At 61.3% G+C, this 13,457-nt stretch carries 15 protein-coding genes; 6 read left to right on the top strand and 9 right to left on the bottom strand.

What is annotated here, in order from left to right; genetic code table 11:
• Positions 1–3: 3 nt before the first annotated feature.
• From ABQM86_RS10900 to ABQM86_RS10880, 5 genes are all read right to left on the bottom strand, one after another.
• A complete protein-coding gene (locus ABQM86_RS10900) occupies positions 4–1,104 on the bottom strand; it encodes a biotin/lipoate A/B protein ligase family protein (RefSeq protein ID WP_369746609.1) in 1,101 nt (366 codons plus the stop codon).
• Between the two features lie 84 nt (positions 1,105–1,188).
• Entirely contained in the window at positions 1,189–1,446 is a 258-nt protein-coding gene (locus tag ABQM86_RS10895; RefSeq protein WP_017200906.1) for a type B 50S ribosomal protein L31, read from the bottom strand.
• A gap of 143 nt (positions 1,447–1,589) precedes the next feature.
• A complete protein-coding gene (locus ABQM86_RS10890; protein ID WP_369746608.1) occupies positions 1,590–2,399 on the bottom strand; it encodes a TrmH family RNA methyltransferase in 810 nt (269 codons plus the stop codon).
• A 7-nt stretch (positions 2,400–2,406) separates the two neighbouring features.
• Positions 2,407–3,192 (bottom strand): sulfite exporter TauE/SafE family protein, encoded by a 786-nt coding sequence (locus tag ABQM86_RS10885; RefSeq protein WP_369746607.1) that lies wholly within the window; start codon positions 3,190–3,192, stop codon positions 2,407–2,409.
• A gap of 19 nt (positions 3,193–3,211) precedes the next feature.
• Positions 3,212–3,997 carry an ABC transporter ATP-binding protein gene (locus ABQM86_RS10880; protein WP_207593543.1) on the bottom strand — a complete coding sequence of 262 codons (786 nt, stop codon included), beginning with the start codon at positions 3,995–3,997 and terminating at the stop codon, positions 3,212–3,214.
• A gap of 111 nt (positions 3,998–4,108) precedes the next feature.
• On the opposite strand from ABQM86_RS10880, the gene serB reads away from it, so the two are divergent.
• Together serB and ABQM86_RS10870 are read left to right on the top strand one after the other, a co-directional pair.
• Entirely contained in the window at positions 4,109–5,002 is an 894-nt protein-coding gene (gene serB / locus ABQM86_RS10875) for a phosphoserine phosphatase SerB (RefSeq protein ID WP_280627946.1), read from the top strand.
• A 316-nt stretch (positions 5,003–5,318) separates the two neighbouring features.
• Positions 5,319–5,915 (top strand): hypothetical protein, encoded by a 597-nt coding sequence (locus ABQM86_RS10870; RefSeq protein ID WP_369746606.1) that lies wholly within the window; start codon positions 5,319–5,321, stop codon positions 5,913–5,915.
• Positions 5,916–5,991: 76 nt separating this feature from the next.
• Here the strand turns inward: ABQM86_RS10870 and ABQM86_RS10865 are convergent, their stop codons facing one another.
• The 3 genes from ABQM86_RS10865 to fabG all read right to left on the bottom strand — a co-directional run bounded on the left by ABQM86_RS10865 (position 5,992) and on the right by fabG (position 9,349).
• The gene (locus tag ABQM86_RS10865; protein ID WP_369746605.1) at positions 5,992–7,428 is read right to left on the bottom strand and encodes an ATP-binding cassette domain-containing protein; all 1,437 of its coding nucleotides are present in this window, start codon (positions 7,426–7,428) and stop codon (positions 5,992–5,994) included.
• A 334-nt stretch (positions 7,429–7,762) separates the two neighbouring features.
• Complete coding sequence (locus ABQM86_RS10860; protein WP_369746604.1) at positions 7,763–8,515, bottom strand: SDR family oxidoreductase; 753 nt, start codon at positions 8,513–8,515, stop codon at positions 7,763–7,765.
• 108 nt (positions 8,516–8,623) lie between these two features.
• A complete protein-coding gene (gene fabG, locus ABQM86_RS10855; protein ID WP_207593539.1) occupies positions 8,624–9,349 on the bottom strand; it encodes a 3-oxoacyl-ACP reductase FabG in 726 nt (241 codons plus the stop codon).
• A gap of 153 nt (positions 9,350–9,502) precedes the next feature.
• On the opposite strand from fabG, the gene ABQM86_RS10850 reads away from it, so the two are divergent.
• From ABQM86_RS10850 to ABQM86_RS10835, 4 genes are read left to right on the top strand one after another with little or no spacing between them, the layout of a single operon-like run.
• Positions 9,503–10,000 carry a DUF3099 domain-containing protein gene (locus ABQM86_RS10850; RefSeq protein ID WP_280627943.1) on the top strand — a complete coding sequence of 166 codons (498 nt, stop codon included), beginning with the start codon at positions 9,503–9,505 and terminating at the stop codon, positions 9,998–10,000.
• Positions 9,997–10,272: a hypothetical protein gene (locus ABQM86_RS10845; RefSeq protein ID WP_369746603.1), complete on the top strand. Its 276-nt coding sequence runs from the start codon at positions 9,997–9,999 to the stop codon at positions 10,270–10,272. The genes ABQM86_RS10850 and ABQM86_RS10845 overlap by 4 nt, the downstream gene beginning before the upstream one ends.
• Positions 10,273–11,139, top strand: coding sequence for an SURF1 family protein (locus ABQM86_RS10840; RefSeq protein ID WP_207593536.1), 867 nt, complete (start codon positions 10,273–10,275; stop codon positions 11,137–11,139).
• Positions 11,140–11,607, top strand: coding sequence for a YbaK/EbsC family protein (locus ABQM86_RS10835; RefSeq protein ID WP_369746602.1), 468 nt, complete (start codon positions 11,140–11,142; stop codon positions 11,605–11,607).
• A gap of 69 nt (positions 11,608–11,676) precedes the next feature.
• On the opposite strand, the gene ABQM86_RS10830 is transcribed toward ABQM86_RS10835, so the two are convergent.
• Entirely contained in the window at positions 11,677–13,275 is a 1,599-nt protein-coding gene (locus ABQM86_RS10830; RefSeq protein WP_207593534.1) for an ABC-F family ATP-binding cassette domain-containing protein, read from the bottom strand.
• Between the last annotated feature and the right edge of the window lie 182 nt (positions 13,276–13,457).

Raw genomic sequence — 13,457 nt, 5'->3', positions numbered from 1 at the left:
CGGCTACGGAACCCGGTTCAACCATTCGTCGGTGCCGAACTTGGCCTCTACACGTTTCCTGGCCTCACCGAGCTCGGCCTCGGTGAGGCGGGACTCTTCGGCGCCATAGCGTTCCGCGAAGACCTCCTGCATGGCCGCGAGGATAGCCGCGCGGGCGAGCCCCGTTTGGCGTCGAAGCGGATCAACACGCTTCTTGGCGCTCCGTGTCCCCTTGTCCGAGAGTTTTTCCTTGCCGATGCGAAGAACATCCACCATTTTGTCGGCATCGATGTCGTAGCTCATGGTGACGTGGTGCAGCATGCCACCGTTCGCCAGGCGCTTCTGGGCTGCGCCCCCGATCTTGCCTTGTTCGGTAGCGATGTCATTGAGGGGAACGTAGAAAGCCGTGATGCCCAGTTTCTCCAAGGCTGCCATCACCCAGGCATCCAGGAAAGCATAGGAGTCGGCAAAACTGATGCCGTCCACCAAGGTCTGGGGCAGGTAGAGCGAATAGGTGATGCAATTGCCGGCTTCCATGAACATGGCGCCGCCACCGCTGATGCGTCGCACCACGGTTATGCCGTGGCGGGCTACACCCTCCGGGTCCACCTCGTTGCGTACCGACTGGAAGCTGCCTATCACCACGGATGGCTCCTCCCAGTCCCAGAAGCGCAGCGTAGGATTGCGCAATCCGGCGCCTACCTCTTCAGTGAGGACCTCGTCCAGGGCGACGTTCACCTGGGTGGGCAGCACGGACGGCGGGATGACGTCCCACTGGTGGTCCGCCCAGCTGGTGGCTTTGGCCAGTGCACGGCGGACGGTGACAGCTACGGCTTCCGCGGAGAACCCAAACAGGACGGCATCCTTGGGCAGCCCGGCCGTGACGGCTGCGGCGATGTCTGCTGCCGTTGAGCTGTCCGGAAGTCCGGTGAGTGAGGCGTTGATGGCCTGCAGGGCTTCGTCCGGTTCAAGGAAGAAGTCACCGCTCAGCGAGACGTTGGCGTACTTCCCCGCCACGACGTCCAGGTCAACCACCACCAGTTTGCCGCCGGGAACTTTATATTCGCCGTGAAAGGGGTGGTCGGCGTCGTTGAGGGTGGGTCGCTGCCCAGGGCTGGAAGTCATGCGTTCCATCTTGCCGGAAAACGCAAAGGCCCGCATCGCCGGAGATCCAGCAATGCGGGCCTTGAAAGCCTTGGGGTGAAGTGGTTACTTCTTGCCGCCGAAGCCCTTGAAGCGGGCGTTGAAGCGCTCGACGCGGCCAGCGGAGTCCATGATGCGCTGCTTGCCCGTGTAGAACGGGTGGGACTCCGAAGAGATTTCGACGTCGATAACCGGGTAGGTGTTTCCGTCTTCCCACTCGATGGTCTTCGAGGAAGACACGGTGGACTTGGTCAGGAACTGCGTACCGGAAGCCAGGTCGTTGAAAACAACAGCTTCGTACTTCGGGTGGATATCAGACTTCATAATGGGACCTTTTGTTCACGCAACTGGATTTTGCCAGTTGCCAGGTATGAATGGAGGTGGTCCGGTTGCTGCAGGAAGAATAATCCAGCTGCCGGGCCAACAACCAATCATAGCGGAAAGCGCCCCGCCAGACGAACCGCCGGTCAGTCCCGTGGGCGGAGTTCCCAGAAGGCCACCGCCGAGGCAGCGGCGACGTTGAGTGAGTCAACGCCGGCATGCATGGGAATCTTGACTGCGAGGTCCGCCGCGGCCAACGTGTCCTGGCTCATGCCGGCACCCTCTGTACCGAGCACCAAGGCCAGTTTGGAATATTGCTTCGCCGCAAGATCATCCAGATCCACCGCGTCCTCGGTCAACTCCATTGCTGCCACGGTGAAGCCTTGCTCCTTGAGGCGGAACAAGTCGTCAGGCCAGCTTTCCAGGCGTGCCCAGGGAACCTGGAAGACCGTTCCCATGCTGACCCGGACACTGCGCCTGTAGAGCGGATCTCCACAGCGTGGAGAGACCAGGACAGCGTCCACGCCAAGTGCAGCAGCGGACCTGAAGATGGCTCCCACGTTGGTGTGGTCAACAATGTCCTCGAGCACGGCCACGCGCCGCGCGTTGGCCAGCAGCACTTCCAGGGGAACAGGGGCCGGCCGGTGCATTGCCGCCATTGCACCGCGGTGCAGGTGGAATCCCGTGATTTCCTCCAGCAAGGCAGCCTTGCCGATAAACACCGGAACGTCCGGATATGCCTGGAAAACGTCGTCGAGGTCTTCCATCCACTTCTCTGCCAGGAAAAAGGAGCGGGGCTGGTGCCCGGCCGCCAGTGCCCTGCGCAGGACCCTGGAGGATTCGGCGATATACATGCCTTCTTCCGGCTCGCGCAACTTCCGCAGGTGCACATCGGTGAGGGTGGTGTAGTCCGTCACGCGCGGATCATCCGCGGACTCAAGGTAGTGGAATGTCACCGGGTGATTATTTCAGCAGGTTGGCGATCATGAAGCCCAGGGCCACTATCCCCAGGGTGAAGATGACGGCCCTGAGGACGCGCGGGGACAACTTCCGGCCAACCTTTGATCCCACCAAGCCGCCGATGGTGGAGCTCACGGCAATGAGGAGGACCACCAGCCATTCGATGCGGTCGAAAGCAAAAATCAGGTAGGAGATTGCTGCCACCATGTTGACACCGAGCACCAGGATGTTCTTCATGGCGTTGGCATTTTGCATGGTTCCCGTGAGGAACACACCGAGGATGCCTACCAGCAAGATCCCTTGCGCCGCCACGAAATAGCCACCGTAGACTCCGGCGAGGTAGACAAGCACCACCAGGAGGATGCCGTGGCTGCGGTCCCGGATGGCATGTTCGGGGTTTTGTTCCCTGCTGTGCACCCAGGCCTGCAGCTTGGGCTGGAACAGCACCATCAGGAGCGCCAGGACAAGCAGGACGGGCGCTACGTAGTGGAAGACTTTCTCCGGCAGATGCAGCAACAGCCAAGCACCGGTGATGCCGCCCAGCAGTGAGGCCGGCAGCAGCTTCATCAGCTGCCGTCCCCTGCCGGCCAACTCGCGGCGGTAACCCCACGCCCCTGCTGCTGTGCCAGCCACCAGGCCCATGGCGTTGCTCATGGACGCAACCACGGGTGTGATGCCGATGGCGATGAGCACGGGGAAGGTCACCAGCGTGCCGGAGCCGACTACCGCGTTGATGGTGCCGGCCCACAAGCCGGCAAAAAAGACCAGGATGCTGCTAAGAATCTCCACTGTTGGCTACCGGACCGCTCTAGCGGCGGGCGGTGGCAGTGTAACGGCCACCGTTTTCCGAGACATCCAGGGCAAGGCCGAACGTGGTGCTCAGGTGTTCGTCGGTGAGGACTTCCTTGATGGGGCCGGCAGCGACCACTCCACCTTCGCGAAGCAGCATGGCGTGGGTGAACCCTGGAGGCACTTCTTCAAGGTGGTGGGTGACCAGCACCATGGCGGGTGCGGCTTCGTCGCCGGCCAACTCGCCGAGCTTGTGGACCAGTTCCTCCCGGCCGCCGAGGTCCAGGCCCGCAGCCGGTTCATCCAAGAGCAACAGTTCGGGGTCCGTCATGAGGGCGCGGGCAATCTGCACACGCTTGCGCTCCCCTTCGGACAACGTGGCAAAGGTCCGGTTGAGCAGCGGGCCCATCCCCCAGTCGTTCAGCAGCCCAAAGGCGCGACGTTCGTCGTCGCGCTCGTAGCCCTCACGCCACCGTCCGGTAACACCGTAGGCGGCGGTAACCACCACGTTCAGGACGTTCTCGTGCTCGGGAATCTGGGTAGCAAGTGCGGCCGAGGAGAGTCCGATCCGGGGGCGGAGTTCAAAGACGTCAACGCGACCCAGGACCTCATCCAGGATCCCGGCCTTTCCGCTGCTGGGGTGGAGCCGGGCTGCGGCAATTTGGAGAAGGGTGGTCTTGCCTGCGCCGTTCGGTCCCAGAATGACCCAGCGCTCCCCTTCGTTGACCTGCCAGTCAACCTTGTCCAGCAGGGTCTTCTTGCCTCGGACAACGCTGACGGAAGCCAATTCCAGAACATCACTCATAGCAGTAGACACTAGGACAAAAATCCATATGACTGATAACCGGTCACGTAGCAGTGTTTGCCAGTCGAAATGAATTCGGGCGGACAGGAAGTGCTCAGTAGGATTGACGCCATGACTTCGAACTTGGCTGCAGTCAGCTATGGCGTGCATTTGTCCCCCGAATCCCTCGTTGGCCTTCGGAGGGTACTTGCTGACGCCGGCGTCGAGGTGTCATCGGAATCACAGGGTGGCGATCATCGTTTCAGTGTCATGACGGCCGGTCTTGCTGCGGGCACGGAGACGTTGGCGGATCTTGCAACCGTTCGGCGGCACGTTGCTGCGGCAGCCAGTGACGGCTTTGATACAGCCATTGTTCCCGAGGGCCTGCGCCAGGCCACCCGGAAGCTCCTCATCATGGATGTCGATTCCACGCTGATCCAGCAGGAAGTCATTGAATTGCTGGCAGCCCACGCAGGCAAGCGCGAGGAAGTCGCTGCTGTCACCGAGGCCGCCATGCGCGGTGAATTGGACTTCGCCCAGAGTCTCCATGCCCGGGTTGCCGTGCTCGCAGGGTTGCCCGTGGCGGTCGTCGAGTCAGTCCGGCAAGAGGTGCGCCTCAGCCTTGGTGCTGCAGAACTCGTCGCCGCCTTCAAGGAAGCAGGCCACGTTGTTGCCGTGGTGTCCGGCGGCTTCAACCAGATTCTTCGTCCCATTGCCGCAGACCTTGGACTGGACCATTGGATCGCCAATGAGCTCGAAATCATCGACGGCGTGTTGACGGGCAAGGTGCTTGGCGCTGTGATCGACCGGGCGGCCAAAGAGAAGTACTTGCGTGAGTGGGCAGCAGCGGAGAGCATCAGTCTTGAGCACACCATCGCAGTGGGCGACGGCGCCAATGACCTGGACATGCTCAGTGCGGCAGGAATTGGTATTGCGTTCAATGCCAAACCAGCAGTTCGTGCGGTAGCGGACGCTGCAATCAACATGCCTTACCTTGACGCCGTACGGCACATCGCCAACGTCTGACTCCTGCTGTGCCCACGCCGCGGTGACCCGCGGCCAGCTGCACTTTGCTGCAGTCCGCTTCAGCGCGCCCAAAAATAAGTGATGCCTCATCTGCACTCCCTGGTTGTCTGTCGCGTGAAACAACAATGTGTATTTCGTGACGCGATTATTCTGACTGTTTATCAAATCGTCATTAATAGCACATTCTTTGCCAAGGGTTCGATGGAAATGAACGCTCTTTCCGTTATCCCCGTAATTCATGTGTAGAGTGAAAAACTCGACGAAGAAATCCGTAGAACATACGGCAGTCTGAATGACGGAAGTGCAGGGTCAGTAAGTGAACCGTTCGGAGCGTACGTGGAAATGGTGGAAACGCAGCGAAGGATTTAAACCCCTTCCAACACCGCTCCACGAGATCATTCGCGAGCGGCACCCTGACGCGGTGGCAACGGGGATGGCTCCCAACCAATGGGATTCCGGCCCCGGCGCGCCCGCCTACCAGGAAGTTCCGTCCGTCTATTTCATGGCTGCCAGTGATGAAACCACAGAACAGGAAGAACTGATCATGAGCTCACTTGACGAAGCTACGAAAGAACTGCTCGCCATAGAAGGCGCCACGGGTGCGGCCATTTTTGACTACACCAGCGGAATGGCGCTGGCGCAGGGCGGCAACCCAGGCTTCGATCTGGGCGTCGCTGCTGCCGGAAACTCCAATGTTGTCAGCTCCAAGCTCCGAACCATGGCCGACCTTGGACTGGACAGCTCCATCGAGGACGTCCTCATCACCCTGGATTCGCAGTACCACCTCATCAATGTCCTGAACTCGGCGGGGTCCAAGGGGCTCTTTGTCTACCTCGTGCTGGACCGGACCTATGCCAACCTGGCGCTGGCACGGCACAAGCTCAATAACATCGCCAAGGCCATCGCCATCTGATCTCCGGTGCTAACCGTGGGGGCGGCTGCGAATATCGCAGCCGCCCCCCATTCATTCGTCGGTGTTTCAGGAAGCGTCAGACTTTCGCGCGGCGGGCCGCGCTGCCCCCCGATTCGAACTTGACGCCCAGCATATGGTGCACCAAAACATCCTCATTGGTATTGGCGTTGGCCTCAATGGTGACAAGTTCCCCGTCCCGCATGACACCAATCCGGTGGCACCAGTTGACCATCTCCGAGAGGTCTGAGGACAGGAGAATGATGGCGACACCAGTCTTGCTGAGCTGCGTCAACATCTTGTACACAACCTCTTTGGCTCCAACGTCAATCCCGCGGCTGGGATGACTGAGAATCAGGACGTCACAGTCGCTGGAGATCCATCGGGCCAGTTCCACCTTCTGGCGGTCGCCGCCGGACAAAGTGGAGAGGGCGCCCTGGATGTTTGTGGTGTTGATGCGCATGCGGTGCACAACGTCAGCCACATTCCTCAGGTGGGTGATCTCATCCCGAAGGTTTTCAGCGCCCGCCCCGGCGCCCTGATGAAGCCCTTCCGCAATGCTCGTCCCAGGACCAAGGGTAAAGGCCGCATCCGGCGAGTAACCGATCTTCAACCGCTGCGCGTCCTGGGGCCCGCGGATTTGGACGTGGGTTCCGCTCACGTAGATCTCTCCCGACGTGCAGGGGCGGATACCCGCCAGGGCTGATATCAGTTGATAGACGCCCGATCTGTGGGTTCCTGCCAGTCCGAAAATTTCGCCTTTGGCCACACTGAAGCTCGCATCACGGACTTTCTCCTCCACGCTGAGGTGGGAGATCCGCAAGGCCTCTTCCCCGGCCGCAGGGCCGGAGGGCCGGGAAATCCGCTCCAGTTCCTGCTGCAGCAGGAGGAAGGCAAGTTCGTCGACGTCGGTCTTGCCGGCCTCCACGATCTTGTGCACCTTACCGTCGCGCATAACAGCAATGCGGTGGGCTATGGAACGGACCTCATCAAGGCGGTGGGTGATGTAGATGATGGCCCGGCCCTGCCGTGTGAGCATTCTTAGGACCTGATGCAAAACCGCGACATCGTGGTCCGGAAGTGACGCGGCCACTTCGTCCATGATCACCAGTTGGGCTTCCTCGGCCACCATCCGGAGTACCTCCACCAAGGCCTGCTCGGCTCGAATCAGCGTTCCGACCCTCGCGTCGGGGTCCATGGTGATACCGATGTCCCGGATGAGCTTGCCCGCTTGATCGCGGAGTTCCGCGTGTGGCCGGCCCGACTGGAAGGTTCCGCGAAAGATGGCTTCGGTGATCGTCAGTTCCGGGTCTATGTGGAAGTTCTGGGGAATATGCCCCACTCCGCAAGCCTGCGCTTCTGCGATGGAATCCGGCATGTATTTTTCACCCGCCAGGGTGATCCGTCCATGGTCGTGCTTGACGGAACCGGCCAGGACGCCCATCAGGGTGGTCTTGCCGGCGCCGTTGGTCCCAATCAACCCCAGGATCTCGCCGCGATGCAACGAAAGCCCCACACCTTTGAGGATGCGCCGTTGATCATACGACGCGTGAATATCATCAGCATCTAATAACAGGTCCAAAGAAGCTCCTAAGGCATGCATAAACCCTCTCATTGTGGTTTACGCAACGTGCTGACAACTACGTGCGAGGCTGCCTTGGAGAGTCAACCAGAAGAATTCTTATAAAGCAAAGCCATTTATTCGAAACGACTAGTCGCATTTCGTGACGCGAAAATCCAGATAATTTACCAAAATGATACTTCAAAGCGTGGGTGACTATTGCGCTGCTGTGGCGTTAAACAGCTGTGGCCCGGGAACAGGTCCCGGGCCGCAGCTGTGGTGGTATTTGCTACTCGGCAGTCTTGCCGAAGTAATCGGCTCCGCCAACGTATTCCGTGTGTCCGGATTCGACGTCCGCGGTGACCATCTTCGCAACCTCGGCAGCGAATTCCTCCACGGAGTAAAGCTTGCCGGCCTCGGCGCGGCGCGCTTCGATGGCTCCAGGGTTGGAGCGATCCAGCAGGGTCGCAGTCACTGTGCCCTCGATCATGTCACCGGAGACCACCACCAGCGAGATGCCCTTGTCCGCGAGGTGGGGAATCAGTTCACGCAGTGCGTCCTCACCGGCGCGCTTGCTCTTCGCGACGGGCTCGTACTCCGGCATGGTGGGAACAGTCTCCACAAAATGCGCCTGGTGGCTGGTCACGAAAACGACGCGTGAACCCTCAGGCATGAGCGGAACGGCTGCGTTGAGCATATTGACCTGGGCATCACGGTTCAGTTTGAGGGCGTAACCCTCTTCCATGCCCGATTCCATGCCGCCTGACGCGTTCAGCACCAAGACGTCAAGGGATCCGAACTCCTCCATGGCTTTGCTGGCAAGGGCGTGCACGCCTTCATCGGTGGTCAGGTCAGCGCCCACGGCAGCCGCGCGGCCGCCTGCTTCCTGGATGCCCGCCATTACCTTGTTGGCGCGGGGCGCCTTCTGCCGGTAATTAACGACGACGGCGGCACCCTCGCCCGCGAGGATCTTGGCAACTTCGGCGCCAATTCCGCGGGAAGATCCCGTGACGATGGCGGTCTTGTTATCCAGCGTTCCCATTCATGCTCCTTTTGTTCACTTCATCCAAATTCCGTGGCCTCGCCTTCCATCATGCCAGCGGTAAGGACGAAATCGCTTGTGGGCCCCGGACAAAAACCGCGTTTGAGGCTAGTGGCCCATACCCAGACCACCATCCACCGGGATCACGGCCCCTGAGATGTACGCAGCTTCGTCACTGGCAACCCAGCGCACTACGTCAGCCACTTCGGAGGCCTCGGCAAAGCGACCTGCCGGGACGTTGGCCAGGTAGGCCTTCTGGGTGTCCTCGGGCAGTTCAGCCGTCATGTCGGTGTTGATGAAACCTGGCGCCACCACGTTGGCGGTGATACCCCGGCTGCCGAGCTCGCGGGTCAGTGAACGTGCAATGCCCACCATGCCGGCCTTGGACGCGGAATAGTTGATCTGGCCGGGTGCTCCGTAGAGGCCGGAGACGGAAGAGATGAGGACTACACGGCCCTTCCGGAGCCGGATCATTCCCTTGGATGCCCGCTTGATCACACGGAATGCGCCGGTGAGGTTGGTGTCGAGGACCGACGTGAAGTCGTCTTCGCTCATGCGGAGCAGGAGCGTGTCCTTCGTGATGCCGGCATTGGCAACCAGGACTTCAACAGGTCCATGGGCTTCCTCGACGATTTTGAACGCAGCGTCAACGGAGGCCTCGTCCGTGACGTCTGCCCGAACGCCCAGGATGCCTTCAGGCAGTTGTGTTTCACTCCGGTAGGTCACTGCCACCTTGTCGCCGTTGGCGAGGAACGATTCGGCAATGGCCAGGCCAATGCCGCGGTTGCCGCCGGTGATCAAGACGCTGCGGCCGGTTGTGACTGCTTCAGACATGCTGTGGCTCCAGGTTCCGCGGCATCGAAGTGCCGCATTAAAGGGGGATTTTCCTGTGTCGATCTTATCCGTCGCCCATCCCAACCCGTGGGTAACCCTCAGCCTGCGCGGTTTGGGCCGTTACGGCCTTGGTGAGAGAATTGGGAGAGGCCTTTGGAGCGTGATGATTCAGTTGTGACACGAGAAAACAGTCCCCTGCAGCAAGTGCCCGGGGAACCGGGCGCTTTTTCCGGCGACCCCGAGGTCCACAGCATCACGGATGCCGCCGCTGCCCATTCCGAGGACATGCGTGAGCGCATGATCAAGTATGCGGTGGCCATGGGTATCCGTATGGTCTGCATCGTCCTCATTTTCGTGGTTGATGGATGGTTCAAGATCATTGCGATCGCAGGTGCTGTTTTCCTCCCTTGGATCGCGGTTGTCATCGCCAACGGCAATGACAAAGCTGAGGACCACAGCGAGTCGTTGTTGGACTACGTGGCTGTCCCTGAAATCGAGCGCTCCTCCCAGCCGGAAGAAGCCACCGCGGATGGACCCACGGTGCTCCAGGGCGAGCTGGTGGACGACGAACCAACAAGCAATCCAGGCGGCCCTTCGAGGGGACCTGCAAGCGAGGCCGGACACCCCGGCGACGAACGGGCGGCTTCATGAACATCTTCAACCTCGGTGGCCCAGGTACGGCCGGCCAGGACTCCGAACGTGCCACGGCTCCGGCTGTGTGCTCCCGGAAGGGGTGCCGGTCCGGTGCCCAGTGGCAACTCCTGTGGAACAACCCGCGTATCCACACTCCGGAACGGCGCAAAGTGTGGCTTTCCTGCGGAGACCATCGGGAGTGGTTGGAGGAGTATCTGACCACCCGGGGACTCTGGAAAGAAACGATTGCCTTCACGGCCGGCGAAGCTGCAGTGAACGAGGCCGGCTGAATGTACCGCTTCCTCTTCTCCAGCAAGTGGCTGGGGTACTTTGTCCTGGCTGTCATTTTTGCCACAGCGTGTGTTTTCCTGGGCCGCTGGCAGATGGACCGCCGCGCCGAGACTTTGGCCGAAATCAATCGCGTGGTGAGCAACTACTCGGCCACGCCTGTCCCTTACACAGAAATCAAGGACCAGTTCAATTCCCTGGATCCCGAAAAGGAATGGACCCAGGTCCAGCTGCGCGGCAGCTACGACGTGGAGGGCCAGCGGGTTGTCCGAAACCGCCCGCTGAACGGGCAGCCAGGTTACGACGTCGTGGTTCCCTTCCGGCTTACCACCGGCGAAGCGGTGGTCATTGACCGTGGTTGGCTGCCCATCGGCAACAACACTCCCGGCCGTCCCGACGTTATACCGGCCCCACCAGCGGGTCAGGTGACGGTGGTGGCGCGCCTCAAGCCTGCTGAACCCAAGTTGGACCGCGGAGCGGTGGACGGGCAGTTGGCCTCCATTGACCTGGCGGGTTTCGCCAGCGAGCTCCCCTACCCCATCGCCACCGGGGCCTATGGGCAGCTGGCCAGTGAAGATCCTGCAGTACAGCCGATGCCGACGCCCTTCCCTAAACCGGCTACCGAGGAGGGGACGCACCTCTCCTACTCCCTGCAGTGGTTTGCCTTTGGTGTCCTGATGTTTATCGGGTTCGGCTACGCAGCGCGGCAACAGGCCCGCAACGCGGCCATTGACGCCGAAGAGGAAGAGGACGAGCACATCATCGCTGCTGGTGGCACGCCGAAGAAGCGTAGTCCGGCTCCCCGGAAGAACAAGCGCGCTACGTCCGAAGAAGAGGAAGACGCCATCCTGGACGCCCAAGGGTACTGAATGATTCCGGATCCTGTACTGAACGTAAAATCAGCCCTGACTGCCGCCGGTGTTGCGGACACGGTGCAAGTCTTCGAGGACGAGGTTCCGACGGCGGCCGCAGCTGCGTCTGTCCTGGGGTGCGGGGTCGCCGCGATCACCAACAGCCTGATCTTCGAGCTCGACGGGTCACCCCTGCTCATCCTTGCCAGCGGCGCGGCAAGGGTAGATACAGCGTTGGTGGCAGATCAGCTGGGAAGTGGAAAGATCCGGCGCGCAACGCCGGACTTCGTCCTGGAACACACCGGCCAGCAGGTCGGAGGCGTAGCCCCAGTGGGCCACCCGGAGAAACTCCGCACTATTCTGGACACGTCCCTGCAGGAACACCCGCTGCTCTGGGCCGGAGCCGGAGACCACAACTCCATGTTCTCCATCAGCTACGAAGAGCTGGCGCGCATCACCGCCGCCGAACCATTGCAAGTCCGCTAGGCAGCACGCGGCAGATCAGGCGCGCCGCGCAGCGGAACGCAACACACGCCGCGGACGGCCCAGCGAGGCTTACGCCAGCGTGATCAGGTCCAGGTAGTCCTCGTTCCAGTGATCCTCCACGCCATCCGGGAGCAACACCACACGTTCGGGGTTCAACGCGGACACAGCGCCTTCGTCGTGGCTGACCATGACGACGGCGCCGCTGTAGTTCTTGAGTGCACCCAGGATTTCCGCACGGCTGGCGGGGTCCAGGTTGTTGGTGGGTTCATCGAGGAGGAGGACGTTGGCGCTGGAAGCCACGATGGTTGCGAGGGCCAAGCGGGTCTTCTCACCACCGGAGAGAACCCCAGCCGGCTTGTCGACGTCGTCACCGGAGAAGAGGAACGAACCCAGGATGCCGCGGACTTCAGCATCTTTCATGTCCGGCGCGGATGACCGCATGTTTTCCAGGACGGTGCGGTCGACGTCGAGCGTCTCATGTTCCTGGGCGTAATAGCCCACTTTGAGACCATGACCGGGAATGATGTCGCCCGTATCCGGCTTGTCGACGCCAGCCAGCATGCGCAGCAGGGTGGTCTTGCCGGCACCGTTGAGACCCAGGATGACTACCTTGGATCCGCGGTCGATGGCGAGGTCCACATCCGTGAAGATTTCCAGCGAACCGTAAGACTTGCTGAGACCCTCCGCGGTGAGGGGAGTCTTGCCGCAGGGTGAGGGATCCGGGAACCGCAGTGCGGCCACGCGGTCGTTCTCCCGTACAGCCTCCAGGCCGCTCAGGAGCCGCTCAGCACGCTTGGCCATGTTCTGGGCGGCGACAGCCTTGGTGGCCTTGGCCCGCATCTTGTTGGCCTGGTCAATCAGGACCTGGGCCTTCTTTTCAGCGTTGGCACGTTCGCGCTTCCTGGCGCGCTCGTCCGTTTCGCGCTGGAGCAGGTAGCGCTTCCAGTCCATGTTGTAGTAATCGATCTGGGCGCGGTTGGCGTCCAGCAGGTAGACCTTGTTGACCGTTGCTTCCAGCAGTTCGGTGTCGTGGCTGATCACGATCAGTCCACCCTGGTGGTTCTTCAGGAAGTCGCGCAGCCACGTGATGGAGTCGGCATCGAGGTGGTTGGTGGGTTCGTCGAGGAGCAAGGTCTCGGCGTCGGAGTACAGGATGCGCGCCAATTCGACGCGGCGGCGCTGGCCGCCGGAAAGGGTCTTCAGCGGCTGGTTGAGGAGACGGTCCGGCAGTGCGAGGTTGGAGGAGATCGCGGCGGCTTCAGCTTCGGCAGCGTAGCCGCCACCGGCCAGGAATTCAGCTTCCAGACGGTCGTAGCGGTTCATGGCTTTGCGCTGGACGGCTGCGTCGTCGCTGGCCATGTCGTCGTGAGCCTTTTTGAGCTTGCCCACCACCACGTCCAAGCCGCGCGCGGAGAGGATGCGGTCGCGGGCGAGCTGCTCCATGTCCGGGGTCCGCGGGTCCTGGGGAAGGTAGCCGATTTCACCGGTACGGGTGACCTTGCCGCCTGCCGGAAGGCCTTCGCCGGCGAGGACCCGGGTGAGGGTGGTCTTGCCGGCACCGTTGCGTCCGACGAGTCCAATCTTGTCCCCTTTGTCCACCCTGAAGTTGACCTGGTCCATGAGCAGGCGTGCGCCGGCGCGGAGTTCGAGGTCCTGGACGGTAATCAATTCGGGTGATGCCTTTCAATGGGGAACGCTCGCGGGGACCGGTGGGTCCGATAAGTGCGGCGGGGTGCGGCTATGAGAACAGCCTGTCCAAGTCTACCGGTACCCCGGCCGCGGGGTGACAACGGGCCCCGCAAGCGGAAACTGTGCCAACGGCCAAACAATTCCTGGCCGGCTTTGTGGGA

The organism is Paenarthrobacter sp. AMU7 (genome assembly GCF_041200195.1).
Lineage (GTDB): Bacteria > Actinomycetota > Actinomycetes > Actinomycetales > Micrococcaceae > Arthrobacter.
This window is presented reverse-complemented; position numbering and strand designations above follow the sequence as displayed.

Coding starts and splice junctions, on each gene's coding strand:
- ABQM86_RS10900 (WP_369746609.1), bottom strand. CDS start 1,104: ATGACTTCCAGCCCTGGGCAGCGACCCACCCTCAACGACGCCGACCAC.
- ABQM86_RS10895 (WP_017200906.1), bottom strand. CDS start 1,446: ATGAAGTCTGATATCCACCCGAAGTACGAAGCTGTTGTTTTCAACGAC.
- ABQM86_RS10880 (WP_207593543.1), bottom strand. CDS start 3,997: ATGAGTGATGTTCTGGAATTGGCTTCCGTCAGCGTTGTCCGAGGCAAG.
- serB (WP_280627946.1), top strand. CDS start 4,109: ATGACTTCGAACTTGGCTGCAGTCAGCTATGGCGTGCATTTGTCCCCC.
- ABQM86_RS10860 (WP_369746604.1), bottom strand. CDS start 8,515: ATGGGAACGCTGGATAACAAGACCGCCATCGTCACGGGATCTTCCCGC.
- fabG (WP_207593539.1), bottom strand. CDS start 9,349: ATGTCTGAAGCAGTCACAACCGGCCGCAGCGTCTTGATCACCGGCGGC.
- ABQM86_RS10845 (WP_369746603.1), top strand. CDS start 9,997: ATGAACATCTTCAACCTCGGTGGCCCAGGTACGGCCGGCCAGGACTCC.
- ABQM86_RS10840 (WP_207593536.1), top strand. CDS start 10,273: ATGTACCGCTTCCTCTTCTCCAGCAAGTGGCTGGGGTACTTTGTCCTG.
- ABQM86_RS10835 (WP_369746602.1), top strand. CDS start 11,140: ATGATTCCGGATCCTGTACTGAACGTAAAATCAGCCCTGACTGCCGCC.